Source organism: Streptomyces sp. NPDC046215, assembly GCF_040646215.1.
In the GTDB taxonomy this organism is placed as follows: Bacteria; Actinomycetota; Actinomycetes; order Streptomycetales; family Streptomycetaceae; genus Streptomyces; species Streptomyces stramineus.
Map to the genome: position 1 here is coordinate 1 of NZ_JBEYZW010000066.1, position 26,095 is coordinate 26,095.

The following is a 26,095-nucleotide window of genomic DNA, read 5'->3' on the forward strand; positions in this document are numbered from 1 at the left end:
GCGGAGACTCCTGACGACTGAGGCGTCGGCCGGAATGTGGCTCTCGTCATCGAGATCCTCGAACTGCGTGCGGAGAACGATCAGTTGACCAGGGCCGGACGGGCTCATGAGCCCGTCCGGCGCTTTTGAGGACAGAGCACAGCGGCCCGTCCGGTGATTGAGGACGCCGCGCGCAGCTACCCCGTCAGGACGTCGCCGGGGGGTAAAGCTCCCGCGGCAGGCGCGCCGCGGCGGCGTCGTCCAGCAGCCACAGCGTCCGGCTGCGGCCGTACGCCCCCGCGGCGGGGGCCTGGATCTCGCCCGCGCCGCTCAGCGCGAGCGCCACGGCGGACGCCTTGTCCTCGCCCGCCGCCAGCAGCCACACCTCACGCGCCGCGCGGATCGCGCGGAGCGTCAGCGAGACGCGGACGGGCGGCGGCTTCGGAGCGCCCTGCACCCCGATGACCGTCCGCTCGGTCTCCCGCACGCCCGGCATCTCGGGGAAGAGCGACGCCACGTGCGTGTCCGGGCCGACGCCCAGCAGCAGGACGTCGAAGGACGGCACCGGGCCGTGGTCCTCGGGCCGGGAGGCCGCGGCGAGCTCCGCCGCGTACGCCTCCGCCGCGGCCTCCGGGTCGATCCCGTAGGGGCCGCCGGCCGGGGCCATGGGGTGCACCCGGGCCGGGTCCAGCGGCACGCTGTCGAGCAGCGCCTCCCGGGCCTGGGTGTAATTGCGCTCGGGGTCACCCTCGGGGAGGAACCGCTCGTCGCCCCACCACAGGTCCAGCCGCGACCAGTCCACCGCGTCCCGCGCGGGCGCGGTGGCGAGGGCGGCGAGCAGCCCGTTGCCGTTGCGCCCGCCGGTGAGGACGACGGAGGCGGAGCCGCGGGCGGCCTGGGCGTCGACGATCTTCGTGATCAGCCGGGCCGCCGCGGCCTGGGCCATCAGCTCCTTGTCCCGGTGGACGACGATCTGCGGGGTGCTCACTTGCCGGCCGCCTTCTTGCCCGTCGCCTTCTTGGCGGGAGCGGGAGCGGGGGCCTCAGCGGCTTCCGGAGCCTCCGGGGCCGGCTCGTCGGCCTTCCCGGCGTCCTCGGACGCCTTCGGGGCGGCCGCCCCGGACGCCTTCCCGCTCCCCTGGGAGAGCCGCTCCACGCCGTACTTCAGCGCGGACTCGTAGGTGATGTCCGGGTCGAGCCTGCGCAGCTCCTCCGCGAGGAGCTCCGCGGTCTCGCGCCGGTTGAGCGCGACGGCGCGGTCCGGCTGGCCGGGCATGCACAGCGTGGCCAGCGTGCCGTTGGGGCGGTCCAGGACGACCGGGCCGTTCCTGGTCTCCATCCGGACGGCCGTCAGGCCCGGGCCGTCCGAGACGGCCCGCTTCACCGGCACGCCGAGGCGGTCCGCGAGCCACATCGCCAGCAGCTCGCAGCTGGGGTTGTAGCCCTCGCCCTCGACCTCGGCGGAGACGACGTCGACCTGCTGCTGGTCCAGGGCGGCCGCGAGCATGGAGCGCCACGGCGTGATCCGGGTCCAGGCGAGGTCGGTGTCGCCGGGGGCGTAGTGCGCGGCGCGGGCCGTAACCTCCGCGAGGGGGTCCTCGGCGGCGTAGGTGTCGGTCACCCGGCGCTGGGCGAGGGCGCCCAGCGGGTCCTTCTCGGGGTTGACCGGGGCACCCACCGGCCACCAGACGACCACGGGGGCGTCGGGCAGCAGCAGCGGCAGCACGACCGACTGGGCGTGGTCGATGACGTCGCCGTACAGCCGCAGGACGACCGTCTCGCCGGTGCCGGCGCTGGTGCCGACCCGGACCTCGGCGTCGAGGCGGGCCTTGGCGCGGTCGCGCATCGAGCGGCTGACCCGCTTGATGACGACGAGCTTGCGCGAGGGGTGCTCGCGGGACGCCTCGTTGGCGGCCTTGAGCGCGTCGTAGGCGTGCTCCTCGTCGGTGACGATGACCAGGGTGAGGACCATGCCGATGGCGGGGGTGCCGATGGCGCGGCGGCCCTGGACCAGCGCGTTGTTGATCTTGCTGGACGTGGTGTCCGTGAGGTCCATCTTCATGGCCGCCGCCAGCTCCGTCCGTCTCGTGCGAGCATCTCGTCGGCCTCGTCCGGGCCCCAGGTGCCGGCCTGGTAGGACGCGGGCTTGCCGTGCTTGTCCCAGTACCGCTCGATCGGGTCGAGGATCTCCCAGGACAGTTCGACCTCCCGCAGCCGCGGGAAGAGGTTCGCGTCGCCCAGCAGCACATCGAGGATGAGCCGCTCGTACGCCTCGGGGCTGGACTCGGTGAAGGACTCGCCGTAGGCGAAGTCCATCGAGACGTCCCGGACCTCCATCGAGGTGCCCGGCACCTTCGAGCCGAACCGCAGGGTGACGCCCTCGTCCGGCTGCACCCGGATGACCAGGGCGTTCTGCCCCAGCTCCTCGGTGGCGGTGTGGTCGAAGGGCGAGTGCGGGGCGCGCTGGAAGACCACCGCGATCTCGGTGACGCGGCGGCCGAGCCGCTTGCCCGTGCGGAGGTAGAAGGGGACGCCCGCCCAGCGGCGGTTGTCGATCTCCAGCTTGATCGCGGCGTAGGTGTCGGTCTTCGACTGGGGGTCGATGCCGTCCTCTTCGAGGTAGCCGACGACCTCCTGGCCGCCCTGCCAGCCGTGCGCGTACTGGCCGCGGACGGTCTCCTTGCCGAGGTCCTTGGGCAGCCGGACGGCGCCGAGCACCTTGGTCTTCTCCGCGACCAGCGCGTCCGCGTCGAAGGAGGCGGGCTCCTCCATGGCGGTGAGCGCCAGCAACTGGAGCAGGTGGTTCTGGATGACGTCGCGGGCGGCGCCGATGCCGTCGTAGTAGCCGGCGCGGCCGCCGATGCCGATGTCCTCGGCCATGGTGATCTGCACGTGGTCGACGTAGGACCGGTTCCAGATCGGCTCGAAGAGGGTGTTGGCGAACCGGAGCGCCAGGATGTTCTGGACGGTCTCCTTGCCCAGGTAGTGGTCGATCCGGAAGACCTCTTCGGGCGGGAAGACCTCGTGGACGACCTGGTTGAGCTCCTGCGCGCTCTTCAGGTCGTGCCCGAAGGGCTTCTCGATGACGGCGCGCCGCCAGGAGCCCTCCTTCTGGTCGGCCAGGCCGTGCTTCTTCAGCTGCTGGACGACCTTGGGGAAGAACTTCGGCGGCACGGACAGGTAGAAGGCGAAGTTGCCGCCCGTGCCCTGCGCCTTGTCGAGGTCGTGGATGGTGTCCTTGAGGGTCTCGAAGGCCACGTCGTCGTCGAAGTCGCCCTGGACGAACCGGCAGCCCTGCACGAGCTGCTGCCAGACCTCCTCGCGGAAGGGCGTGCGCGCGTGTTCCTTGACCGCGTCGTGGACGATCTGGGCGAAGTCCTCGTTCTCCCAGTCGCGGCGGGCGAAGCCGATGAGGGAGAAGCCCGGCGGCAGCAGCCCCCGGTTGGCGAGGTCATAGACCGCCGGCATCAGCTTTTTCCGGGACAAATCGCCCGTGACGCCAAAGATGACCAGGCCCGACGGCCCCGCGATACGCGGGAGCCGTCGGTCCTGAGCGTCACGCAGCGGATTGCTGCTTGTGCTCAATTCACGCCTCCGGAGCGAGGCGCTTGAGCTCCGCCTCAGTGGACTTCAGCAGGTCGTTCCACGACGCCTCGAACTTCTCGACGCCCTCGTCCTCCAGGAGCTGCACGACCTCGTCGTACGAGATCCCGACCTTCGCCAGCGCGTCGAGCTCGGCCTTGGCCTGCTCGTACGTGCCGCGCACGGTGTCACCGGTGATCTGCCCGTGGTCGGCCGCGGCCTCCAGGGTGGCCTCCGGCATGGTGTTCACCGTGTTCGGGGCGACCAGGTCGTCCACGTACAGGGTGTCCTTGTAGGCCGGGTCCTTCACGCCGGTCGAGGCCCACAGCGCACGCTGCTTGTTGGCGCCGGCCTTCTCCAGGGCGGCCCAGCGGTCGGAGGAGAAGACCTCCTCGTACGCCTGGTAGGCGAGGCGGGCGTTGGCGAGGGCGGCCTTGCCGCGCAGCGCCTTGGCCTCCTCGGTGCCCAGCGCGTCCAGCCGCTTGTCGATCTCGGTGTCCACGCGGGACACGAAGAAGGACGCGACCGAATGGATCAGCGAGAGGTCCAGGCCCGCGGCCTTGGCCTGCTCCAGACCGGTCAGGTAGGCGTCCATGACCGCGCGGTAGCGCTCCAGGGAGAAGATCAGCGTCACGTTGACGCTGATGCCCCGGCCGATGGTCTCGGCGATCGCCGGCAGGCCGGCCTGCGTCGCCGGGATCTTGATCAGCGTGTTGGGGCGGTCCACCAGCCAGGCCAGCTGCTTGGCCTCGGCGACGGTGGCGTGGGTGTTGTGCGCCAGGCGCGGGTCGACCTCGATGGAGACCCGGCCGTCCTGGCCGCCGGTCGCGTCGAAGACCGGGCGCAGGATGTCGGCGGCGTCGCGGACGTCCGCCGTGGTGATCATGCGGATGGCCTCTTCCACGGTCACCCCGCGCACGGCGAGGTCGGCGAGCTGCTGCTCGTAGCCGTCACCGCTGGAGATGGCCTTCTGGAAGATCGACGGGTTGGTCGTGACGCCCACGACGTGGCTCTGGTCGATGAGCTCGGCCAGGTTGCCGGACGTGATGCGCTTGCGGGACAGGTCGTCCAGCCAGATCGCGACGCCTTCGTCGGAGAGGCGCTTGAGTGCGTCTGTCATGGGGATTGCATCTCCTACTAGTAGTAAAGGGCGTCAGCTGCGGTGGGCGTCGACGTGCGCGATCGACTCGCGGGCGGCGGCGACGACGGCCTCGGTCGTCAGGCCGAACTCGCGGTAGAGGACCTTGTAGTCCGCCGAGGCGCCGAAGTGCTCCAGCGACACGATGCGGCCGCTCTCGCCGACGAAGCGGTGCCAGGTGAGGCCGATGCCGGCCTCGACCGCGACGCGGGCCTTGACGTCCGGCAGCAGCACGCCGTCGCGGTACGCCTGGTCCTGCTCCTCGAACCACTCGACGGACGGCATGGAGACCACGCGGGTCGGGATGCCCTCGGCCTGGAGCGCCTCACGGGCCTCCACGGCCAGCTGGACCTCGGAGCCGGTGCCGATCAGGATCACCTGGGGGCGGCCGCCCTCGGCCTCGAACAGGACGTAACCGCCCTTGGCCGCGTCCTCGTTCGCCTCGTACGTCGGGACGTTCTGCCGGGTGAGGGCGAGACCGTGCGGCGCCGGGTGGGTGACGTGCCGCTTGGTGATCTCGCGCCAGGCGATGGCCGTCTCGTTGGCGTCGGCCGGGCGGACCATGTTCAGGCCCGGGATGGCGCGCAGCGCGGCCATGTGCTCGACCGGCTGGTGGGTCGGGCCGTCCTCGCCGAGACCGATGGAGTCGTGCGTCCACACGTAGGTGACCGGCAGCTTCATCAGGGCGGCCAGGCGGACGGCCGGGCGCATGTAGTCGGAGAACACCAGGAAGGTGCCGCCGTAGACGCGCGTGTTGCCGTGCAGCGCGATGCCGTTCATGGTCGAACCCATGGCGTGCTCACGGATGCCGAAGTGGACCGTGCGGCCGTACGGGTTCGCCTCGGGGAGCGGGTTGCCCTCCGGGAGGAACGACGAGGACGCGTCGATCGTGGTGTTGTTCGAGCCGGCGAGGTCGGCGGAGCCGCCCCACAGCTCGGGGATCACGCCGCCGAGGGCCTTGAGGACCTCACCGGACGCCTTGCGGGTCGCGACGGCCTTGCCGGCGGGGAAGGCGGGCAGCGCCTTCTCCCAGCCGTCGGGCAGCTCGCCCGCGCTGATCCGGTCGAACTCCGCGGCGCGCTGCGGGTTGGCGGAGCGCCACTCCTGCAGCCGCTTGGTCCACGTGGCGTGCGCCTCGCGGCCGCGGTCGACGACCTTGCGGACGTGCGCGAAGACGTCCTCGTCGACCTGGAAGGTCTGCTCGGGGTCGAAGCCCAGCACCTTCTTGGTCGCCGCGACCTCTTCGTCGCCGAGCGCGGAGCCGTGCGAAGCCTCGGTGTTCTGGGCGTTCGGGGCGGGCCAGGCGATGATCGTGCGCGCGGCGATGATCGAGGGACGCTCGGTCTCCTCCTGCGCCGCCTTCAGCGCCGCGTACAGCGCCTGGACGTCGAAGTCGCCGCTCTCGGCCTGCTCGATGCGCTGGACGTGCCAGCCGTAGGCCTCGTACCGCTTGAGGACGTCCTCGGAGAACGCCGTCGCGGTGTCGCCCTCGATCGAGATGTGGTTGTCGTCGTACAGGGCGACGAGGTTGCCGAGCTTCTGGTGGCCGGCCAGCGAGGACGCCTCGGCGGAGATGCCCTCCTCCAGGTCGCCGTCGGAGACGATCGCCCAGATGGTGTGGTCGAACGGGGAGGTGCCCTGCGGCGCCTCCGGGTCGAACAGGCCGCGCTCGTAGCGGGCGGCCATCGCCATGCCCACGGCGTTGGCGATGCCCTGGCCCAGCGGGCCGGTGGTGGTCTCCACACCGCGCGTGTGACCGTGCTCCGGGTGGCCCGGGGTCTTGCTGTCCCAGGTGCGGAAGGACTTCAGGTCCGAGAGCTCCAGGCCGTAGCCGGCCATGAAGAGCTGCACGTAGAGGGTCAGGCTGGTGTGGCCGGGGGAGAGGACGAACCGGTCGCGGCCGGTCCAGTCGGCGTCACTCGGGTCGTGCCGCATCAGCTTCTGGAACAGCAGGTACGCGGCGGGCGCCAGGCTCATGGCCGTGCCGGGATGGCCGTTGCCGACCTTCTGCACGGAGTCCATGGCCAGGACGCGGGCGGTATCGACGGCCCGCTGGTCCAGTTCGGTCCACTCGAGGTCTGTTGTGGTCGGCTTGTTGCTCACCCTCGGTCAGGGCTCCTCTCCACATGTTCTTTTTGCCGGGGGCGGTCTTCCGCCACGACGCGGCGCTGTCGAGCCTACCCCGCAGGGACGTGCGCCTTTTCGACGCACAGTCGGCCGTCGGGACCCGATGCCCCGGGCAACCTGTTCCTGTCGGGAAAGATTCCCGCCGCGGGCGCGACGGTCATCTCCAGCCTGCCGGGGAGGCCGCGTGCCCGCCTCCCGAACGCTTCCGCTGTGTCATGTTCCCAGGGCTGCTGATCCGATGCCGAGCCGTTGCGGATCCGGTACGGATCAGGTCCGCTACGGCCCCAACACGACCCCACCCCGGCGAAGGCCGGGGTACCCCCTACGTCTAGAGTGGCGTGGTACGCGCAAGCCTTTACCGGGGTTCTTCCTGCCCGGAATGATGTGCTTGCTGGCCTTATCTCTGTCAGGGGTGTGCGTGACGGCCGTCGAATCCCGTCCTGCGGGGGTGCTCGCGGAGAGCCCCGGTCACCGGCCGTTCGGGGCCCGTGTGAAGGCGTTCGTGGCGCTGACCAAGCCGCGGGTCATCGAACTGCTGCTGATGACGACCGTCCCGGTGATGTTCCTCGCCGCGGAAGGCGTCCCCGACCTGTGGCTGGTGCTGGCCACCTGCATCGGCGGCTATCTGTCCGCCGGCGGCGCCGGCGCCTACAACATGTACATCGACCGGGACATCGACGCGCTGATGGACCGCACGTCGCAGCGCCCCCTGGTCACCGGGATGGTCTCGCCGGGCGAGTGCCTGGTCTTCGCGACCGCCCTGACCGTCGGCTCGACCGCATGGTTCTGGTTCCTGGTCAACCCCCTGTCGGCGATGCTCTCGCTCGGCGCCTCGGCGTTCTACGTCGTCGTCTACACGATGATCCTCAAGAGGCGTACCGCGCAGAACATCGTCTGGGGCGGCATCGCCGGCTGCATGCCCGTCTTCATCGGCTGGTCCGCCGTCACCAACTCCGTCTCCTGGGCCGCCCTCGTCCTCTTCCTCGTCATCTTCTTCTGGACACCGCCGCACTACTGGCCGCTGTCGATGAAGGTCAAGGACGACTACGAGCGCGTGGGTGTGCCGATGCTGCCGGTCATCGCCGGCAATCTGGTGGTCGCCCGCCAGATCGTGCTCTACAGCTGGGTGATGGTCGGGGTCTCGCTCTCCCTGCAGCCGCTCGGCTACACCAGCTGGTTCTACACGGTCGTCGCGGCCGTGCTGGGCGCGCTGTGGCTCAAGGAGGCGCACGCCCTCCACGGCCGCGCCCGGGCCGGGATCACCGGGGCGAAGCTCAAGGAGATGCGCCTCTTCCACTGGTCCATCACCTATGTGTCGCTGCTCTTCGCCGCCGTCGCCGTGGATCCCTTCCTCCGTTGATTACCGACGGGTAGCATCTGGCTCATGGCAGACACCACCCCGCAGGCCGACGCGGCCGCACCCGAGGCCACGGCGGACCGCAAGGCCGCCCGGCTCGCCAAGCAGATCCGCGCGTTCGCCACGAGCCACGGCGGCAGTGCCGAGGGCCAGCTGGCGCACATCGCCCGCGGCACCACCCGGATCGCCCTGGTCGGTGCCAACGGCGAGTGGGGCAATCTCGTCGCCCCCTCCATGGAGACCGCCCGCACGGCCGCCGCCCTCGCCGGCCTCACCCTGCACGACGACTTCGACGGCGAGTTCGCGGCCAAGGTCCGCACCGGCCCGTACGAGTGGTCCCGCATGGCCGGCCTGCAGCTCGGCGGGCCCGCCAACCCGCAGCAATAACTGACGGCCCTCTCGCCCGTTAGACCGGTGAACCCGCCGCGAGCGACGCTCGGCGGCGGGCCCGGCACGGGGGATGAGGGGGGCGGATGGACGACATGCCGCCGCTGGTCGATCAGCACAGCCACGGCGCCGTCCACGGTGACCTGGGGCTCGGCGGCTTCGAGAGGCACCTCGCCGCGGCCGCCGGGTCCACCGGCCCGGCCCCGCCCGGCACCAGCTTCTTCGACAGCCGCACCGGGCTGGCGGTCCGCCGCTGGTGCCCGCCCCTGCTGGGCCTGGAGCCCTTCTGCTCCCCGGTCCGCTACCTGGCCCGCCGCCGGGAGCTGGGCGCCTACGGGGCGGGCCGGCTGCTGCTGAGGGGCGCGGGCATCGGGACGTTCCTGCTGGAGTCGGGTGAGCGCAGCGGCCTGACGTCGGCCGCGGAGCTGGCCAGCGCGGCCGGCGGGCGCGCCCACGAGGTCGTCCGCCTCGAAGCGCTCGCCGAACAGATCGCCGACACCTCGGGAAGCGCCGAATCCTTCACCGCCTGGACCGCCGAGGCCGTCCAGGGAGCCGCCGGGAGCGCACTGGCGTTCGCCTCAGGCGTCCAGGCTTGCGACGGGGCCCCGCCGGGGCCGGCCGAGGTCCGCCGGGCCGCCGGGCGCCGGCTGGCCGGCCGCCGCCCGGGCACACCCCTGACCGACCCCGTGCTCGCCCGCCATCTGCTGTGGAGCGCGGTCACCACCGGGCTGCCCGTCCAGTTGCACTGCTCCGACCCGCAGCGCCTGACCGGCTTCCTGCGGGCGACGGAGGGCATGGGCACGGACCTGGTGCTGCTGCCCGACCCCTGGCACCACCGGCAGGCCGCGCGGCTCGCCGCGGCCTTCCCGCACGTCTACGCGGACGTGGGCACCCGGCCCGGGGAGACCCTCTGTGAGGCGCCGTTCGGCAAGCTGCTGTTCTCCACCGGTGCGCGGGCGCTGGCGGAACTCTACGTGGTCGCCGCCCGGTCGTTCGCCCGGGCCATGAGCCGGCTCATGGCCGAGTGGCACGCCGACGGCTGGTGCGGGCGCGGGGAGGCGGAGCGGATCGTCTCGCTCGTCGCGGCCGGCACCGCGCGCAGGGTCTACCGGCTGGACGCGGCGGTCGCCTGAAGGGCCTCGTGCCCGCCGGAGGGAGCGGGCACCGCCGCGAGGAGCTCACCGCGGTCCCGCAGGGACAGGAACACCCGCAGGACGGCGATCCACACCAGGCAGGAACCGAACATGTGGGTGCCCACGAGGAGCTCGGGGGAGTCGTTGAAGTACTGCACGAAGCCGACGGTCCCCTGGAGCAGCAGCACGCCGAACAGCTCGACGACCCTGCGGGCCGTCACCGCCGGTGCCTTGACGGCCCGCAGCACGAACCACAGGGCCACGGTCAGGCCGAGCACGACACAGACGAAGTCGACGTGCAACTGGGTGATCTCCCGGACGTCCAGCGGGATGCGGTGGACGTCCTTCTTCGCGTCGCCCGCGTGCTTCCCCGAGCCCGTCACCACGGTGCCGATCACGATCAGCAGGGCGGTCGCGACGACCAGCACCCAGCTGAGCTGCCGCACCGGGCGGGCCACCAGATCGCGCGGCTCCTCGTCACCCTCGGACGCGCGCAGCCACATCACCACCGCGACCGTCAGCAGCGCGGTGGCCGCCAGGAAGTGCGAGGCGACGATGTACGGGTTGAGGCCCGTCAGCACCGTGATCCCGCCGATGATGCCGTTGCTCGCGACGAGCCAGAACTGCGCCCAGCCCAGCCGGGTCAGGCTGCGGCGGCGCGGGGCACGCGCGCGTGCCGCCACGATCGCCAGGCCGACGAAAGCGCACAGCACATAGGTGAGCATGCGGTTGGCGAACTCGATGACGCCGTTGATGCCCATCTCGGGCGTCGGCGTCAGGCTGTCCTCGGTGCAGGTCGGCCACGTCGGGCAGCCGAGCCCGGACTGGGTGAGCCGGACCGCGCCGCCGGTCACGACGATGACCACGGCCATCACGACGCAGGCGAACGCGGCCCGCCGTACGAAGCGCGCGGACGGCTGCCAGCGGTCGGCAATGAGCTGCATGGGGTTCAGCGAATTCGGCACAGGGTCATCGTAAAGGCCCGCTTGTGCACGGATTCACGAGGGGGGCCGTGGTGGCGCATGGCCCCGGTCCCTTGCCTGCCGGTCGCCGCCCGGGCCGCTCACTCCCAGCGGAAGTACCGGGCCGCCGCGCCGAGGCCGAGCACGGCCCACACGGCGAGGATCCCGAGATCGCCCCAGGGCATGCCCGCGCCGTGCTGCAGGACGTCCCGCAACCCGTCCGAGAGCGCGGAGATCGGCAGCAGCCCCAGGACGCTCTGGGCGGCGTCCGGGAACTTGTCCAGCGGCACGATCACGCCGCCGCCGACCAGCAGGAGCAGGAACACCAGGTTCGCGGCGGCCAGCGTCGCCTCGGCCTTCAGGGTGCCCGCCATCAGCAGCCCCAGCCCCGAGAAGGCCGCGGTGCCCAGGACGAGCAGCAGCAGGACGGCGAAGGGGTTGCCGTGCGGCGACCAGCCCAGGGCGAAGGCGATCACCGTCAGCAGGACGATCTGCAGCACCTCGGTGACCAGCACCGAGCACGTCTTGGCGGCCATCAGGGCCCAGCGGGGCAGCGGCGACGCGCCGAGCCGCTTGAGCACCCCGTAGCGGCGCTCGAAGCCGGTGGCGATGGCCTGGCCGGTGAAGGCCGTCGACAGCACGGCCAGGGCGAGAATGCCCGGGGCCAGGAAGTCGACGGCCTTCCCCTCGCCGTCCGCCGTTCCGACCGGCACGGTGACGATGTCGACGGTGCTGAAGAGCACCAGCAGCAGCGTGGGGATGACGACGGTCAGCAGGAGCTGCTCGCCGTTGCGCAGCAGCATCCGCGTCTCCAGCGCCGCCTGCGCCCGGATCATCCGGGGAAGGGGGGCGGCGCCGGGCTTCGGCGTGAAGGTGCCCTCGGTGACGCTCATGCGCGCAGCTCCTTGCCGGTCAGCTCCAAAAAGACGTCTTCCAGGGTGTGCCGCTCCACCGCTATCCGGTCCGGCATGACGCCGTGCTGCGCGCACCACGTCGTCACGGTCGCCAGCAGCTGCGGGTCGACCTTTCCGCTGATCCGGTACGTGCCCGGGGTCAGCTCCGCCGCGGAGGAGCCGGCGGGCAGCGCCTTGAGGAGCGAGGCGAGGTCCAGGCCGGGGCGGCCGCCGAAGCGCAGGGTGTTCTCGGCGCCGCCGCGGCACAGCTCCTCGGGACTGCCCTGGGCGATGACCTTGCCGCTGTCGATGATGGCGACGTCGTCGGCCAGGGCCTCGGCCTCGTCCATGTAGTGCGTGGTCAGGACGACGGTGACGCCGTCCCGGCGCAGCTCCCGGACGAGCTCCCAGGTGGCGTGCCGGGCCTGCGGGTCCAGGCCCGCGGTCGGCTCGTCGAGGAAGACGAGCTCGGGGCGGCCGACGACGGCCATCGCCAGCGCGAGGCGCTGCTGCTGGCCGCCCGACAGGCGCCGGTAGGCCGTGCGCCCGCAGCCGCCCAGCCCGAGCCGTTCGATCAGGGCGTCCACGTCCAGGGGATGGGCGTGCAGGGTCGCGGTGTGGCGGAGCATCTCCTCCGCGCGGGCACCGGGGTAGACCCCGCCGCTCTGCAGCATCACGCCGATCCGGGGGCGCAGCGCGGCGGAGTCGGCGACGGGGTCGAGCCCGAGGACGCGGACCGTGCCGGCGTCGGGGCGCCGGTAGCCCTCGCAGGTCTCGACGGTGGTGGTCTTGCCGGCGCCGTTGGGGCCGAGGACGGCCGTCAGGGCGCCGCGCGCGACGGACAGGTCGAGCCCGTCCACCGCGGATTTGGCTCCGTACCGCTTCACCAGGCCGTGGACCTCGACCGCGGGCTCTCGGCCGGGGGCCCGGGGAGTGTCACCCGGGAAGACGCTGCGCATGGCGGGAAGTCTACGAACAAGGGGGTCCCCGGGGCTGCCCCGGGGGTGTTCGCCCATGCGTTCCCGATGATCTTCCGGGTGGCGGTTAGGTGACCCTTAGTGATCGACGCCACCGATCGGCGGCCCCGGCCGGGCTTGTCGCCCTCCCGCTAATTACGCAACAATGGTGTTGTGAAATACGCGAGCGAGGCTCCGCAGGACCCCGAGGCCCAGTCGGCCACCGGGGCCGCGACTGCGCCCGCGCATGAGACCGAGCGCGTTGAGCACGCCGAGCGCGCCCAGGACGACCAGCGCGGCACGCGGAACCGCGTCGCCCGCTCCATCCTCGATCACGGTCCGTCGACCGCCGCGGAGCTGGCCCTGCGCCTGGAGCTGACCCAGGCCGCAGTCCGGCGCCACCTGGACACCCTGGCCGCCGAGGGCGTCGTCGAGCCCCGTGAGAAGCGGGTCTACGGCGCGCGCACCCGCGGGCGCCCCGCGAAGGCGTTCGCGCTCACCGACTGCGGCCGGGACGCCTTCGACCAGGCGTACGACAAGCTGGCCGGGGACGCCCTGCGCTGGATCGCCCAGGCCGCCGGCGGCGGCGAGATGGGCGAGGCGGCCGTGGCCGCCTTCGCCCGCGCCCGGATGGCCGCGCAGGCCGAGGGGTACCGCGAGGCCCTGGAGGCCGTCGCCCCCGAAGAGCGCGCGGAGGCCCTTGCCCGGGCATTGACCAAGGACGGGTACGCTGCTACGGCGCGTAGCGCACCGGTCGGCGAACAGCTTTGCCAGCACCACTGCCCGGTCGCCCATGTCGCCGAGCAGTTCCCGCAGCTGTGCGAGGCGGAGACCGAGGTCTTCTCCCGCCTGCTCGGGACCCATGTGCAGCGTCTGGCCACCATCGCCCACGGCGACGGTGTGTGCACGACGTTCATTCCCAAGAGCACCACAAAGACCACCACAGCATCCGCCAGCACGGCCGGGAGGAACCCCGCATGACTCTCCCCACGGAGACTGCCCACCCTGAGCTCGAGGGCCTGGGCACGTACGAATACGGCTGGGCCGACTCCGACGTGGCCGGTGCCACCGCCAAGCGCGGCCTCTCCGAGGAGGTCGTCCGGGACATCTCCGCCAAGAAGTCCGAGCCGGAGTGGATGCTGAAGCTGCGCCTGAAGGGCCTCAAGCTCTTCGGCAAGAAGCCCATGCCCACCTGGGGCTCCGACCTCACGGGCATCGACTTCGACAACATCAAGTACTTCGTCCGCTCCACCGAGAAGCAGGCCGCCTCCTGGGAGGACCTGCCCGCGGACATCAAGAACACCTACGACAAGCTGGGCATCCCGGAGGCCGAGAAGCAGCGCCTCGTCGCCGGTGTCGCCGCCCAGTACGAGTCGGAGGTCGTCTACCACCAGATCCGCGAGGACCTGGAGGAGCAGGGCGTCCTCTTCCTGGACACCGACACCGCGCTCAAGGAGCACCCGGAGCTCTTCCAGGAGTACTTCGGCACGGTCATCCCCGTCGGTGACAACAAGTTCGCGTCGCTGAACACCGCCGTGTGGTCCGGCGGCTCCTTCATCTACGTCCCGCCGGGCGTCCACGTCGACATCCCGCTCCAGGCCTACTTCCGCATCAACACGGAGAACATGGGCCAGTTCGAGCGGACGCTGATCATCGTCGACGAGAACGCCTACGTTCACTACGTCGAGGGCTGCACCGCCCCGATCTATTCCTCCGACTCGCTGCACAGCGCCGTCGTGGAGATCATCGTGAAGAAGGGCGGCCGCTGCCGCTACACGACGATCCAGAACTGGTCGAACAACGTCTACAACCTGGTCACCAAGCGCGCCGTGGCCTACGAGGGCGCCACCATGGAGTGGGTCGACGGCAACATCGGCTCCAAGGTGACCATGAAGTACCCGGCCGTCTACCTGATGGGCGAGCACGCCAAGGGTGAGACCCTGTCCATCGCCTTCTCCGGCGAGGGCCAGCACCAGGACGCCGGCGCCAAGATGGTCCACATGGCGCCGAACACCTCCTCCAACATCGTCTCCAAGTCGGTGGCGCGAGGCGGTGGCCGCACCTCCTACCGCGGCCTCATCGAGATCGGCGAGGGCGCCCACGGCTCCAAGTCGAACGTGCTCTGCGACGCCCTGCTGGTGGACACCATCTCCCGGTCGGACACCTACCCCTACGTCGACGTCCGCGAGGACGACGTCTCCATGGGCCACGAGGCGACCGTCTCCAAGGTCAGCGACGACCAGCTCTTCTACCTGATGAGCCGCGGCCTGACCGAGTTCGAGGCCATGGCGATGATCGTGCGCGGCTTCGTCGAGCCGATCGCCCGCGAGCTGCCCATGGAGTACGCCCTGGAGCTCAACCGGCTGATCGAGCTGCAGATGGAAGGCGCGGTCGGCTGACACCCGCCGTTCGGACCGCAGCGACCCCTTTGTGACAGGAAGAGAGCACGACGACAGCCATGGCTGAGAACACTCCCGCCGGCAGCACGACCGACGGCGCCATCCAGGTGGGCGGACCCCAGCAGCCCATCGACGCGCGGGTCAGCGCCCCGGCCTCGTACAACGTCGCGGACTTCCCCGTGCCGCACGGCCGCGAGGAGGAGTGGCGGTTCACCCCGCTGGAGCGCCTCCGCGGTCTGCACGACGGCACGGCCCTGGAGAAGGGCGGGGACGGCCCCGGCGTCCGCGTCGAGGTGAGCGCCCCCGAGGGCGTCACCGTCGAGGCCGTCGGCCGTGACGACGCCCGCCTCGGCCGGACCGGCAAGCCGGTCGACCGGGTCGCCGCCCAGGCGTACAGCTCCTTCGAGAAGGCCTCGGTCGTCTCCGTTCCCAAGGAGACCGTCCTCAGCGAGCCCATCCGCATCGCCGTGCACGGCGAGGGCGGGGTGGCCTTCGGCCACCAGGTCGTGGAGGTCGGTGCCTTCGCGGAGGCCGTCGTGATCCTCGACCACACCGGCGAGGCCACCCTCGCCGCCAACGTCGAGTACGTCATCGGCGACGGCGCCAAGCTCACCGTCGTCTCCATCCAGGACTGGGACGCCACCGCGGTGCACGTCGCCCAGCACACCGCGCTGGTCGGCCGGGACGCCTCCTTCAAGTCCGTGATCGTCACCTTCGGCGGCGACCTGGTCCGCCTCCACCCTCGGGTCGTCTACGGCGCCCCCGGCGGCGAGGCCGAGCTCTACGGTCTGTACTTCACCGACAAGGGCCAGCACCAGGAGCACCGCCTCTTCGTCGACCACGACACCCCGCACTGCCGCAGCAACGTCGCCTACAAGGGCGCGCTGCAGGGCCAGGACGCCCACGCGGTCTGGATCGGTGACGTGCTCATCCGCGCCGCGGCCGAGGGCACGGACACCTACGAGCTCAACCGCAACCTCGTCCTCACCGACGGCGCCCGGGTCGACTCCGTGCCCAACCTGGAGATCGAGACCGGTGAGATCGTCGGCGCCGGCCATGCCTCGGCGACCGGCCGTTTCGACGACGAGCAGCTGTTCTACCTGATGGCCCGCGGCATCCCCGCCGACGAGGCCCGCCGCCTGGTCGTGCGCGGCTTCTTCGCCGAGCTCGTCCAGCAGATCGGCATCCCGGAGCTCGAGGAGCGCCTGATCGCGCAGATCGAGACCGAGCTGGGAGCGTCGGTGGCATGAGCGAGGCAGCGTTCGTACGAGCCTGCGGGCTGAGCGAGCTGGAGGACGACACCCCCAAGCGGGTCGAGCTCGCCGGCACGCCGGTCGCGGTCGTCCGCACCGAGGGCGAGGTGTACGCGATCAACGACATCTGTTCGCACGCCAACGTCTCGCTGTCCGAGGGCGAGGTGGAGGACTGCGCCATCGAGTGCTGGCTGCACGGCTCCAGCTTCGACCTCCGCACGGGCAAGCCCTCGGGCCTGCCCGCCACGCGCCCCGTCCCCGTATACCCCGTCAAGATCCAAGGGGACGACGTGCTCGTCTCCGTCACCCAGGAGTCCTGAGTTCCCCATGGCAACGCTTGAGATCCACGACCTGCACGTCTCCGTCGAGGCCGAGAACGGCCCCCGCGAGATCCTCAAGGGCGTCGACCTGACCGTGAAGCAGGGCGAGACCCACGCCATCATGGGCCCCAACGGCTCCGGCAAGTCCACCCTCGCGTACTCCCTCGCGGGTCACCCCAAGTACACGATCACCGGCGGCACCGTCACCCTCGACGGCGAGGACGTCCTGGAGATGTCCGTCGACGAACGCGCCCGCGCCGGCGTCTTCCTCGCCATGCAGTACCCGGTCGAGGTCCCCGGCGTCTCGGTCTCCAACTTCCTGCGCACCTCCGCCACCGCCATCCGCGGCGAGGCCCCCAAGCTGCGCACCTGGGTGAAGGAGGTCAAGTCCGCGATGGAGCAGCTCCAGATGGACCCCTCCTTCGCCGAGCGCAACGTCAACGAGGGCTTCTCCGGCGGTGAGAAGAAGCGCCACGAGATCCTCCAGCTGGAGCTCCTCAAGCCGAAGATCGCGATCCTCGACGAGACGGACTCCGGTCTGGACGTCGACGCGCTGCGCCAGGTCTCCGAGGGCGTCAACCGCGTCCGTGAGACCGGTGAGGTCGGCACCCTGCTGATCACCCACTACACGCGCATCCTGCGCTACATCAAGCCCGACTTCGTCCACGTCTTCTCCAACGGCCGCATCGTCGAGTCCGGCGGCGCCGAGCTCGCCGACAAGCTGGAGAACGAGGGCTACGAGGCTTACCAGACGAAGGGTGGCGTCACCGCGTGACGATTCTGCCGGGCCTTCTCGACACCGAGGCGATCCGTAAGGACTTTCCCATCCTGGACCGCACGGTCCACGACGGGAAGAAGATCGTTTACCTGGACTCCGCGGCGACCTCGCAGAAGCCGCGCCAGGTGCTCGACGCGCTGAACGACTACTACGAGCGCCACAACGCCAACGTCCACCGCGGTGTCTACACGATCGCCGAGGAGGCCACGGCACTGTACGAGGGCGCGCGTGACAAGGTCGCCGCGTTCATCAACGCGCCGAGCCGTGACGAGGTGATCTTCACCAAGAACGCCTCGGAATCGCTCAACCTCGTGGCCAACATGCTCGGCTGGGCCGACGAGCCCTACCGGGTGGACCACGACACCGAGATCGTCATCACGGAGATGGAGCACCACTCCAACATCGTGCCGTGGCAGCTGCTCTCGCAGCGCACGGGCGCGAAGCTGAAGTGGTTCGGCCTCACCGACGACGGCCGGCTGGACCTGTCCGACATCGACGAGATCATCACCGAGAAGACCAAGGTCGTCTCGTTCGTGCTGGTCTCCAACATCATGGGCACGGTCAACCCCGTCGAGGCGATCGTCCGCCGGGCCCAGGAGGTCGGGGCGCTCGTCGTCATCGACGCCTCCCAGGCCGCGCCGCACATGGTGCTGGACGTCCAGGCCCTCCAGGCCGACTTCGTGGCCTTCACCGGCCACAAGATGTGCGCGCCCACGGGCATCGGCGTGCTGTGGGGCCGCCAGGAGCTGCTGGAGGACCTCCCGCCGTTCCTCGGCGGCGGCGAGATGATCGAGACCGTCTCGATGCACTCCTCCACCTACGCCCCCGCGCCGCACAAGTTCGAGGCCGGTACGCCCCCGATCGCCCAGGCCGTCGGCCTCGGCGCCGCGGTGGACTACCTCTCGGCGATCGGCATGGAGAACATCGCCCGCCACGAGCACGCGATCACCGAGTACGCGGTGCGCCGGCTCAAGGAGGTCCCGGACCTGCGGCTGATCGGCCCGACGACGGCCGAGGACCGCGGAGCCACCATCTCCTTCACGCTCGGTGACATCCACCCGCACGACGTGGGCCAGGTGCTGGACGAGCAGGGCATCGCCGTCCGGGTCGGTCACCACTGCGCGCGGCCGGTCTGCCTGCGGTACGGAATTCCGGCGACCACGCGAGCGTCGTTCTATCTGTACTCCACCCCCGGCGAGGTCGACGCCCTGGTCGAGGGCCTGGAGCACGTGCGGAACTTTTTCGGTTAATGGACACCGTGGCTGACGAGGGCATCTGACTGTGAAGCTAGATTCGATGTACCAGGACGTCATCCTGGATCACTACAAGCACCCGCACGGCCGGGGCTTGCGGACCGGCGACGCCGAGGTGCACCACGTCAACCCGACGTGCGGCGACGAGATCACGCTGCGCGTCCGGCTCTCCGGCGAGACCATTGAAGACGTCTCGTACGAGGGCCAGGGCTGCTCCATCAGCCAGGCCAGCGCCTCCGTGCTGAACGAGCTGCTGGTCGGCAAGGAGCTCGCCGAGGCGCGCCGCATCCAGGAGACCTTCCTGGAGCTGATGCAGTCCAAGGGCAAGCTGGAGCCGGACGAGACGATGGAGGAGGTGCTGGAGGACGCCGTGGCGTTCGCCGGCGTCTCCAAGTACCCGGCGCGCGTGAAGTGCGCTCTGCTGAGCTGGATGGCGTGGAAAGACGCCACGGCGCAGGCGCTGAACGAAGGCGCCGAAGGGAAGACGGCATGACCGACAACGTAGAGACGACGACGAAGCCCGCCTCCGAGGAGGAGGTCCGCGAGGCGCTGTACGACGTGGTCGACCCCGAGCTGGGCATCGACGTCGTCAACCTGGGCCTCATCTACGGCATCCACGTCGACGACGCCAACATCGCCACCCTCGACATGACGCTGACGTCCGCGGCCTGCCCGCTGACCGACGTCATCGAGGACCAGGCGAAGTCGGCGACCGAGGGCATCGTCAACGAGCTCCGGATCAACTGGGTCTGGATGCCGCCGTGGGGCCCGGACAAGATCACGGACGAGGGCCGCGAGCAGCTCCGGGCGCTGGGCTTCAACGTCTGACCTTTGGCTGTAGCGAGGCCCCCAGCAGATTGCTGGGGGCCTCGCTGCGTCATCGGCGGCGTTTGTCGAGCGCGTCGGCGAGGACACGGAAAACGGCTACCCGCTGATCACCGTGCAGGCCTCGCAACGTCGTCAGGTGCCCGATGAGGAGGCTGACGACCACGACGATCGGGAGGCAAGCCAGGACAAGGAGCTCGTGGCTGAAGGACATGAGTGCGACTGCCTTTGGTTTGTGGGGCCGGTTCGGGATGCGAGCGCTTGGGTGACACACAAGCCGAGCCGGGCCCCCTCCCGCTACGTCCGTATCCCTTCTGAGTACTGTTTTCGCAGGTCACGCATTGCAGGCGGGAATTCCCGGCGGGAGACGGGATCAGCGGCGGAAGCCTCGCTCCGGGTCGCGCGCCCTGCCCTCGTAGAAGGGCTTGAACCAGCGGTCTGCTTCCAGGCCGGCGATCCCCAGGTGCTGGTTGAGGGGGCTGTGAGGGTCTTCGATGCCCTGGGACCACGGCTCGTAGAGGAAGAGGACGTCGGTGTCCTCCAGAAATGTGGTCATGCACAGCTCCCAGTCGTAATCCCCGGGCTCCTCCGGAAGGCCCTTCACCAGCTCGGTGACGAGATCCGGCTCGTCCGTGACCATGGACGAGGCGTGATCGAGCGCGAGGTGCATGGCCATTTCCTCCCCTGTGCAGGTGGGGAGCGGCCAGTTGCCGACTTCGATGTCGTCGGCCAGGTCGTCGAAGCATCGCGCCATCTGCCGGCGCCACCCGGTTTTCTGTCGCCAGGTCAACACCGGCATGTCGCTGAAGAGGAACGCGTAGTTGTCTTGCAGGTCCACTCGGGCGTCGCCGATCTCTTCCAGTTCGTCGTACGCCATGTCGGCCAGGAGCCCGAAGGCAGCCCTGAGTATGCGCAGCGTGCGCGGAGTGGGCCCGTAGTCCTCCTCTTCCCAATCCTCTTCTCCGTCGTCCACCTCGTCGGCCTCGTGTAGGGGCAAGGGAGCATCGGGTGTTTGCGGGGCACGGGTGGGAACAGGAGTAGGTTCGCCGCGGTAGTACGACTGGGACACCTCGTCCCCTGCCTCGGCGGCCTTGCGATACCACTCCTCGGCGGCCACGCGATCCTGCTGGCGAAAGTGAAGGTTGCCCATGAGGCGATGTGACAGTACGTCTCCTGCATCGCAGGCCAGCTGAAGCCACTGAGCGGCTTCTGCTCGGTCTTCACGCTCGCACAGGACACCGAGTCCGCGCAGCCCGTCCACGTCTCCCGCGTCGGCGAGCGGCCGAAGGGCGCGGCGACTGATGTCGATGCGCTCGTTGGCGTGGGCGGCCAGGGCGATGTCGAAGCGCTGACGCCTTTCGGTGCCCACTCGGAGCGCGGTCTCCCACACCCTCTCCGGGATGAAGTCGGGCGAGGTTCCGCTGGCCCTGAGATGAGCGTCTAGCAGGTAGTCGAAGGCCCGCAGGCCGGGACCGTCAGGGATGAGCAGCCGAGTCACGGCGTCAGGGGGAGTCGTGGCCCATGCCAGCGCCTCATCCAGTGGTTCGGGGCAGAGCAACTGCTTGTTGCGGCCAGGGAGGTAGTCCTCGTGCAGTTCCTCGAGCAGCTCGGCGGGGAGCGGGTCCGTCAGACCTGCCAGGGCCAGGTCGATCGCGGCCCACACCAGGGCGGCGCCCCGGGGGTTGCCGTTGACCACCGAGGCGCCGCAAAGTCGCTGCCAGAGCTGAGGGCCGGTGGCCAGGGTTTCTGCGACGCCGAAGTCGGCGGCCTGATCGAGGGCTAGGCGCAGTCTCGGATCGCGGTTCTCGTACAGTTCTTCGCGTGCTCGGTCGAGTTCCGGGGGCGACCACAGCCGCTCGACCTGGAATGTCTCCGCGAGCTGTACCAATCCATCGTCGGGAAACTGCTGGTGCATGCGGGTGCGCATGGTTCCGAGCACTGTGGCCTTGGCGGTGCGTAGTGCCCGGACGCCGTGGAGATCCATGCCTTCGGGGCCGAGGTAGCGCTCCATGTCGTTGAGCCAGAGCACGCAGCGTTCCCCGGCCTTGGCCGATCGGGTCACGGCGGACACCGCTTCCGGCACCTCGGTCACGTGGCGCGGCACGACGAGGAGGTGGTCGGGAAGAACAGCCGTCATAGCCTCGTAGGCGCAACGTGTCTTACCGGCGGTGGAGTCCCCCACCAACAGGATCACTCCGCCGTGCTGCCCGGCGCGGGACATGGCTCGGCGTACTGCGGGATCGACGTCCCTGGGAACGTACGCGGGTACTGCGTTGCCGCCCTCGGCCGTGCGGGCACGGTGCACCTTCAGCTCCAGCGGGTCCGTATCGCGGACCCGGAGCGTCACTGCCTGTGGTCCGGGCTCGGGAACCTGTTCGGCGCAGGCTCGTTCATAGAGCCGTACCCACTTGGGGTCGTCGAGCCGGCCCTGTGGAAGCGAGGCCGTCTCCTCCAGAGCTCTCAGGAACGAGGACAGGGCTGCCCAGGATTCGGGGATCCTGCCGCCGCTCTGCCAAGCGCTGATGGCCGACTTGCTGACACGATGTCGATATTTGCCTTCCGTGGCCTTGGCGATCTGTACCTGGGTGGGACGTCGGGAACCCTCACGTGTGGCCTCGTCCACGGCGGCTTTGATGGCTCGGGCTAGTTCGTCCCGAGCGCCCGTGGGGTGTGCGGCGTTTTCCGGATTCATGAAGCCGATGCTGCCCGAACGCACTGACAGAGAGAGCTGGAGTCAGGTGGCGGGCTGCTGCTGTGTGGCGCAGTGGATGCCGCCGCCCTCGGCGAGGGTGTGGATCTCCACGGGGCGGATCTCGCGGCCGGGGTGCAGGTCGCGCAGGACCACCGCCGCCCGCCCGTCGGCGTGCCGGTCGCCGAAGCGCGGCAGGACGACCGCGTCGTTCACGACGTAGTAGTTGACGCAGCGGCCCAGGAAGTCGGCGCCCCGGTGGCCCAGCTGGGCGGGGTCGGGCTCGGGCAGTTCGACGATCTCCGGTGCCCTGTCTCGCGCGTCCGTGGCCGTCTCCAGGGCCGTACGGGCCTGCTCGACCCGCGTCCAGACGTCGGGCTGGAGCCCGGAGGTGGGTTGCTGAGGACGACGGGGCCGGGGGCGGCGAAGCGGGCGAGGGCGTCGACGTGGCAGTCGGTGATGTCCTCGCCGCGGACGCCCGCCAGCCAGATCACCTTCCGGATGCCGAGCAGCTTCTGGAGGGTCTTCTCGATGTCGTCGCGCGAGCGCCCCGGGTTGCGGTTGTCGTTGACCAGCGAACTCTCGGTGACCAGCAGAGTGCCTTCGCCGTCGGTCCCCAGTGAGCCGCCCTCGGCCACGAGAGGCGCCCCCACGCGCGGCACCCCGAAGGCCCCCAGCACCCGGCGCGCGACCAGGCCGTCCCGGGGGTGCTCCTGCCTGCCGCCCCAGCCGTTGAAGCCGCAGTCGATGCCCGCGGGCCTGCCGTCCGGTCCGATGACGAAGGTCGGCCCGTAGTCCCGCAGCCACAGGTCGTCCGCCGGCACGTCCGTGACCTTGATACCACCGCCGCAGGCTTTCTTCGTGCCCTCGGCGTCCTCGGCCGCGGTGAGCAGGAGCACCGGCTTGTAGGCGGCGACCGTGCAGGCGATGGCCGCGACGTCCCGCCGCACCGCCGCCATGTCCTGTCCCCACCCGAGTCGGCCGGCGCCCAGCCCATGACGGTCCGCGCGTGGGCGGCCGATTCGGACGGGAGCGGACGCTGTTCATCGGTGTGCCCCCAAGGCGTGATCCGTGGCGCGCTCGCGTAGTGCCTCATCGTCGCCGGGCGTGTCCGCCAGCGGGAATCGCCGTTGCGTACGGTCGTACGCAACGATATGTACACTTGTACGCATGGTGTACCTGACCCTGGCCGCCGCGATCATCGCGGAGATCCTCGCCACCACCTCGATGAAGTTCAGCGAGGGCTTCAGCAAGCTGTGGCCCTCGGTCGGCACCCTGGTGGGGTACGTCGTCGCCTTCGCGCTGCTCGCCCAGACGCTCAAGACCATGAACGTCGGCACCGCCTACGCCATCTGGTCCGGCGCGGGCACCGCCGTCGTCGCCGCCATCGGCATGCTCTTCCTGGGCGAGGCCGTCACGGCCGCGCGTGTCGGGGGCGTGCTGCTGGTCATCGCGGGCGTCGTCGTCCTGAACCTCGGCGGGGCGTCCCACTGATGGCCCGCCGCTACGACCCCGAGCGCCGCGACCGCCTCGTCGGTGCCGCGATCCGGGTGGTCGCCGCGGGCGGCATCGGCGCGCTGAGCCACCGGGCCGTGGCCGCCGAGGCCGATGTGCCGCTCGGCTCCACCACCTACCACTTCAAGACCCTCGACGACCTGCTCGTCGCCGCCCTGCGGCGGACCGCGCGGGACTGGCTGGACGGCCTGGCGGCCTGGGAGCGCGACAGCGACCCCGGGGCGCCGCTGGCCGGTCAGCTCGCCGCGCGGATCGAGGAGTGGCTCGCGGGCGACCGCACGCGCCTGGAGCTGGAGTACGAGCTCTACCTCGCCGCGCTGCGCCGCCCGGCCGTGCGGCCGATCGCCGCCGAGTGCGTGGAGGAGACGGTGGCCGTGGTGCGCCGCCGCACGGACGACGACGCGAGCGCGCGCGCCGTCGTCCACTACCTCGACGGGCTGCTGATCCAAGTGCTGATCACGGGACGGCCCTTCGACCGGGACGAGGTCCACACGGCGCTCTCCGCGCTGGCCCCCGGGCGGACCGGTTCGCCTTGACCGGCCGTGTCCGGTTAGGTTTTCGACTATGACCGACGCAGTAGCTTCCCGCACCACCGGCGCCGTCGCCGCCGGCCTCGCCACCCTCACCGAGGACGGCACCGTTCTCGACACCTGGTTCCCGGCCCCCGAGCTGGTCGCCGAGCCCGGCCCGGCCGGCACCGAGCGGCTGAGCGCCGAGCGCGCCGCCGAGCTGCTGGGCCAGGGCGCCCTCAAGGCCGTCGGCCCGGACCCGCGCCGCGGGGTCGAGGTCGTCGCCGTCCGCACGGTCATCGCCTCGCTCGACGACAAGCCGCTCGACGCGCACGACGCCTACCTGCGCCTGCACCTGATCTCCAGCCGCCTGGTCAAGCCGCACGGCCTGAGCCTCGACGGCATCTTCGGCCTGCTGGCGAACGTCGCCTGGACCTCCCTGGGCCCCGTCGCCGTCGACCAGGTCGAGACCGCCCGCCTGAACGCCCGGGCCGAGGGCCTGCACCTCCAGGTGACGAGCATCGACAAGTTCCCGCGCATGACCGACTACGTCGCCCCGGCGGGCGTCCGCATCGCCGACGCCGACCGGGTCCGCCTCGGCGCGCACCTCGCGGCCGGCACCACCGTCATGCACGAGGGCTTCGTCAACTTCAACGCCGGCACCCTGGGCACCTCCATGGTCGAGGGCCGCATCAGCGCCGGCGTCGTCGTCGGGGACGGCTCCGACATCGGCGGCGGCGCGTCCACGATGGGCACGCTCTCCGGCGGCGGCAAGCAGATCATCTCCATCGGCGAGCGCTGCCTGCTCGGCGCCGAGTCGGGCATCGGCATCGCGCTCGGCGACGAGTGCGTCGTCGAGGCCGGCCTCTACGTCACCGCCGGCACCCGCGTGACCCTGCCGGACGGCGAGGTCGTCAAGGCCCTGGAGCTCTCCGGGGCCAGCAACATCCTCTTCCGCCGCAACTCCACCACCGGTGCCGTCGAGGCCCGCCCGTACAAGAGCACCTGGGGCGGCCTGAACGACATGCTCCACAGCCACAACTGACCCACCCGGGCGGACCGGGTGGCGCCTGTCAGGCCCACCCGGCCACCACCAGCTCCGCGTGCGCCCGCGCCAGCGCCCCGGTGCGGGCGCGGGCCGCGGCCCGCAGCGGCGCCCGCACCGGCCCCCCGGGCAGGCCGAGCGCGCCCAGCAGGGCCTTCGCCGTCACCGTGCCCGGCAGGCCGGCCCCCATCATCAGCTCGACCAGCGGCAGCGCCCGCTGGTGGTGCCCGGTCGCCCCGGCGGCGTCGCCGCGGTCGTACGCGTCGAGGACCGCGGCCAGCTGCGGCCCCGCGACATTGGCGACCGTGCTGACGAACCCCACGGCCCCCACCGCGCGCAGCGGCAGGTTCAGCTCCTCCACGCCGGAGTAGTAGGCGAGGTCCGTCCGCGCGATGACCTTCGAGCTCCCCGCCAGGTCGTACGCGCAGTCCTTCACCCCGGCGATCCGCGGGTGCTCCGCCAGGTGGAGCAGGGTGTCCGGCTCGATCCTCGTCCCCGTGCGCCCGGGGATGTCGTAGAGCATCACCGGCACGCCGACCGCGTCCGCCACCGTGCGGAAGTGCTCCGCGACATCCTCCTGCGGCGGTCGGCTGTAGTACGGCGTCACCACCAGCACCCCGTGCGCCCCGGCCGCCTCGGCGGCCCGTGCCAGCTCCACCGCGTGGCGGGTGTCGGCGGAGCCCGCGCCGGCCGTGACCGCGGCCCGGCCGTCCACGGCCTCCACCACGGCCCGGACGAGCGCGGCCTTCTCGGCGTCCGTGGTGGTCGGCGACTCCCCGGTGGTCCCGTTCAGCACCAGGCCGTCACAGCCGCCCCGCCCGACGAGGCGGTCGGCGAGGTGCTGCGCCCCGTCGAGGTCGAGCGCCCCCTCCGTGGTGAAGGGCGTCACCATCGCGCAGAGAGTACGGCCGAAGGGGCCGGTGGTTGTGGTGGACACGGTGTCACGCTCCGGAGTGAAAAAGATCTTCCCGCCGGATTGTGGGCCCCTTCGAACGT

26 protein-coding genes and 1 pseudogene are annotated in these 26,095 nt (G+C 70.8%); 14 read left to right on the plus strand and 13 right to left on the minus strand.

What is annotated here, in order from left to right; genetic code table 11:
* Nucleotides 1-184: 184 nt before the first annotated feature.
* Genes pgl through tkt form a run of 5 tightly spaced genes read right to left on the minus strand, consistent with a single transcriptional unit; the run spans nucleotide 185 to nucleotide 6,801 of the window.
* Complete coding sequence (gene pgl, locus ABZ951_RS24585) at nucleotides 185-967, minus strand: 6-phosphogluconolactonase (protein WP_344091147.1); 783 nt, start codon at nucleotides 965-967, stop codon at nucleotides 185-187.
* Nucleotides 964-2,040, minus strand: coding sequence for a glucose-6-phosphate dehydrogenase assembly protein OpcA (gene opcA, locus ABZ951_RS24590; RefSeq protein ID WP_344091145.1), 1,077 nt, complete (start codon nucleotides 2,038-2,040; stop codon nucleotides 964-966). Before opcA ends, pgl begins: the two co-directional genes overlap by 4 nt.
* Nucleotides 2,037-3,563 (minus strand): glucose-6-phosphate dehydrogenase, encoded by a 1,527-nt coding sequence (gene zwf, locus ABZ951_RS24595; protein ID WP_344091143.1) that lies wholly within the window; start codon nucleotides 3,561-3,563, stop codon nucleotides 2,037-2,039. Before zwf ends, opcA begins: the two co-directional genes overlap by 4 nt.
* A 1-nt stretch (nucleotide 3,564) precedes the next feature.
* A complete protein-coding gene (gene tal / locus ABZ951_RS24600; protein WP_344091141.1) occupies nucleotides 3,565-4,680 on the minus strand; it encodes a transaldolase in 1,116 nt (371 codons plus the stop codon).
* Between the two features lie 33 nt (nucleotides 4,681-4,713).
* A complete protein-coding gene (gene tkt, locus ABZ951_RS24605; RefSeq protein WP_344091139.1) occupies nucleotides 4,714-6,801 on the minus strand; it encodes a transketolase in 2,088 nt (695 codons plus the stop codon).
* Between the two features lie 442 nt (nucleotides 6,802-7,243).
* Here tkt and ABZ951_RS24610 point away from each other — a divergent pair, with 442 nt between their 5' ends.
* The 3 genes from ABZ951_RS24610 (at nucleotide 7,244) to ABZ951_RS24620 (ending at nucleotide 9,702) form a co-directional block, all read left to right on the plus strand.
* Entirely contained in the window at nucleotides 7,244-8,185 is a 942-nt protein-coding gene (locus tag ABZ951_RS24610) for a heme o synthase (RefSeq protein ID WP_344091136.1), read from the plus strand.
* A 24-nt stretch (nucleotides 8,186-8,209) separates the two neighbouring features.
* Nucleotides 8,210-8,569 carry a hypothetical protein gene (locus ABZ951_RS24615; RefSeq protein ID WP_344091134.1) on the plus strand — a complete coding sequence of 120 codons (360 nt, stop codon included), beginning with the start codon at nucleotides 8,210-8,212 and terminating at the stop codon, nucleotides 8,567-8,569.
* 86 nt (nucleotides 8,570-8,655) lie between these two features.
* Nucleotides 8,656-9,702, plus strand: a complete 1,047-nt coding sequence (locus ABZ951_RS24620) for an amidohydrolase (protein WP_344091132.1) — start codon at nucleotides 8,656-8,658, stop codon at nucleotides 9,700-9,702.
* On the opposite strand, the gene ABZ951_RS24625 is transcribed toward ABZ951_RS24620, so the two are convergent.
* The 3 genes from ABZ951_RS24625 to ABZ951_RS24635 form a co-directional block, all read right to left on the minus strand.
* Entirely contained in the window at nucleotides 9,675-10,667 is a 993-nt protein-coding gene (locus tag ABZ951_RS24625; RefSeq protein WP_344091130.1) for a COX15/CtaA family protein, read from the minus strand. The two genes, ABZ951_RS24620 and ABZ951_RS24625, sit on opposite strands and share 28 nt — an antisense overlap.
* Nucleotides 10,668-10,765: 98 nt before the next feature.
* Nucleotides 10,766-11,557: an ABC transporter permease gene (locus ABZ951_RS24630; protein ID WP_344091127.1), complete on the minus strand. Its 792-nt coding sequence runs from the start codon at nucleotides 11,555-11,557 to the stop codon at nucleotides 10,766-10,768.
* A complete protein-coding gene (locus ABZ951_RS24635; protein WP_344091125.1) occupies nucleotides 11,554-12,516 on the minus strand; it encodes an ABC transporter ATP-binding protein in 963 nt (320 codons plus the stop codon). Before ABZ951_RS24635 ends, ABZ951_RS24630 begins: the two co-directional genes overlap by 4 nt.
* A gap of 171 nt (nucleotides 12,517-12,687) precedes the next feature.
* Here ABZ951_RS24635 and ABZ951_RS24640 point away from each other — a divergent pair, with 171 nt between their 5' ends.
* Genes ABZ951_RS24640 through ABZ951_RS24675 form a run of 8 tightly spaced genes read left to right on the plus strand, consistent with a single transcriptional unit; the run spans nucleotide 12,688 to nucleotide 19,344 of the window.
* Nucleotides 12,688-13,494 carry an ArsR family transcriptional regulator gene (locus tag ABZ951_RS24640; RefSeq protein WP_344091123.1) on the plus strand — a complete coding sequence of 269 codons (807 nt, stop codon included), beginning with the start codon at nucleotides 12,688-12,690 and terminating at the stop codon, nucleotides 13,492-13,494.
* On the plus strand, nucleotides 13,491-14,912 hold the full coding sequence (gene sufB, locus ABZ951_RS24645; protein ID WP_344091121.1) for a Fe-S cluster assembly protein SufB: 1,422 nt from the start codon (nucleotides 13,491-13,493) through the stop codon (nucleotides 14,910-14,912). Before ABZ951_RS24640 ends, sufB begins: the two co-directional genes overlap by 4 nt.
* 59 nt (nucleotides 14,913-14,971) lie before the next feature.
* Nucleotides 14,972-16,162 carry a Fe-S cluster assembly protein SufD gene (gene sufD, locus ABZ951_RS24650; RefSeq protein WP_344091118.1) on the plus strand — a complete coding sequence of 397 codons (1,191 nt, stop codon included), beginning with the start codon at nucleotides 14,972-14,974 and terminating at the stop codon, nucleotides 16,160-16,162.
* Entirely contained in the window at nucleotides 16,159-16,485 is a 327-nt protein-coding gene (locus ABZ951_RS24655) for a bifunctional 3-phenylpropionate/cinnamic acid dioxygenase ferredoxin subunit (RefSeq protein ID WP_344091116.1), read from the plus strand. Before sufD ends, ABZ951_RS24655 begins: the two co-directional genes overlap by 4 nt.
* Nucleotides 16,486-16,492: 7 nt before the next feature.
* The gene (sufC, locus tag ABZ951_RS24660; protein ID WP_344091114.1) at nucleotides 16,493-17,260 is read left to right on the plus strand and encodes a Fe-S cluster assembly ATPase SufC; all 768 of its coding nucleotides are present in this window, start codon (nucleotides 16,493-16,495) and stop codon (nucleotides 17,258-17,260) included.
* Nucleotides 17,257-18,513, plus strand: coding sequence for a cysteine desulfurase (locus tag ABZ951_RS24665; RefSeq protein WP_344091112.1), 1,257 nt, complete (start codon nucleotides 17,257-17,259; stop codon nucleotides 18,511-18,513). The genes sufC and ABZ951_RS24665 overlap by 4 nt, the downstream gene beginning before the upstream one ends.
* A 31-nt stretch (nucleotides 18,514-18,544) precedes the next feature.
* On the plus strand, nucleotides 18,545-19,009 hold the full coding sequence (sufU, locus tag ABZ951_RS24670; RefSeq protein WP_344091109.1) for a Fe-S cluster assembly sulfur transfer protein SufU: 465 nt from the start codon (nucleotides 18,545-18,547) through the stop codon (nucleotides 19,007-19,009).
* Nucleotides 19,006-19,344 carry a metal-sulfur cluster assembly factor gene (locus ABZ951_RS24675; protein ID WP_184730813.1) on the plus strand — a complete coding sequence of 113 codons (339 nt, stop codon included), beginning with the start codon at nucleotides 19,006-19,008 and terminating at the stop codon, nucleotides 19,342-19,344. Before sufU ends, ABZ951_RS24675 begins: the two co-directional genes overlap by 4 nt.
* Nucleotides 19,345-19,393: 49 nt before the next feature.
* Here the strand turns inward: ABZ951_RS24675 and ABZ951_RS24680 are convergent, their stop codons facing one another.
* The 4 genes and pseudogenes from ABZ951_RS24680 to ABZ951_RS24695 form a co-directional block, all read right to left on the minus strand.
* A complete protein-coding gene (locus ABZ951_RS24680; RefSeq protein WP_344091104.1) occupies nucleotides 19,394-19,555 on the minus strand; it encodes a hypothetical protein in 162 nt (53 codons plus the stop codon).
* 159 nt (nucleotides 19,556-19,714) lie between these two features.
* Nucleotides 19,715-22,033: a hypothetical protein gene (locus tag ABZ951_RS24685; protein ID WP_344091102.1), complete on the minus strand. Its 2,319-nt coding sequence runs from the start codon at nucleotides 22,031-22,033 to the stop codon at nucleotides 19,715-19,717.
* 42 nt (nucleotides 22,034-22,075) lie between these two features.
* A complete protein-coding gene (locus ABZ951_RS24690; protein WP_361280704.1) occupies nucleotides 22,076-22,519 on the minus strand; it encodes an agmatine deiminase family protein in 444 nt (147 codons plus the stop codon).
* A pseudogene (locus ABZ951_RS24695) lies at nucleotides 22,486-22,989 on the minus strand (agmatine deiminase family protein); the annotation flags it as partial. The gene ABZ951_RS24690 and the pseudogene ABZ951_RS24695, both read right to left, overlap by 34 nt.
* Nucleotides 22,990-23,200: 211 nt before the next feature.
* Here ABZ951_RS24695 and ABZ951_RS24700 point away from each other — a divergent pair.
* Genes ABZ951_RS24700 through dapD form a run of 3 tightly spaced genes read left to right on the plus strand, consistent with a single transcriptional unit; the run spans nucleotide 23,201 to nucleotide 25,099 of the window.
* Nucleotides 23,201-23,524 (plus strand): multidrug efflux SMR transporter, encoded by a 324-nt coding sequence (locus ABZ951_RS24700; RefSeq protein WP_344091100.1) that lies wholly within the window; start codon nucleotides 23,201-23,203, stop codon nucleotides 23,522-23,524.
* Entirely contained in the window at nucleotides 23,524-24,081 is a 558-nt protein-coding gene (locus tag ABZ951_RS24705; RefSeq protein WP_344091098.1) for a TetR family transcriptional regulator, read from the plus strand. The genes ABZ951_RS24700 and ABZ951_RS24705 overlap by 1 nt, the downstream gene beginning before the upstream one ends.
* Before the next feature lie 28 nt (nucleotides 24,082-24,109).
* Nucleotides 24,110-25,099 carry a 2,3,4,5-tetrahydropyridine-2,6-dicarboxylate N-succinyltransferase gene (gene dapD, locus ABZ951_RS24710; protein ID WP_344091096.1) on the plus strand — a complete coding sequence of 330 codons (990 nt, stop codon included), beginning with the start codon at nucleotides 24,110-24,112 and terminating at the stop codon, nucleotides 25,097-25,099.
* 28 nt (nucleotides 25,100-25,127) lie between these two features.
* Here dapD and dapA read toward each other — a convergent pair whose 3' ends face one another.
* Nucleotides 25,128-26,036: a 4-hydroxy-tetrahydrodipicolinate synthase gene (gene dapA / locus ABZ951_RS24715; protein ID WP_361280699.1), complete on the minus strand. Its 909-nt coding sequence runs from the start codon at nucleotides 26,034-26,036 to the stop codon at nucleotides 25,128-25,130.
* Nucleotides 26,037-26,095: the final 59 nt, after the last annotated feature.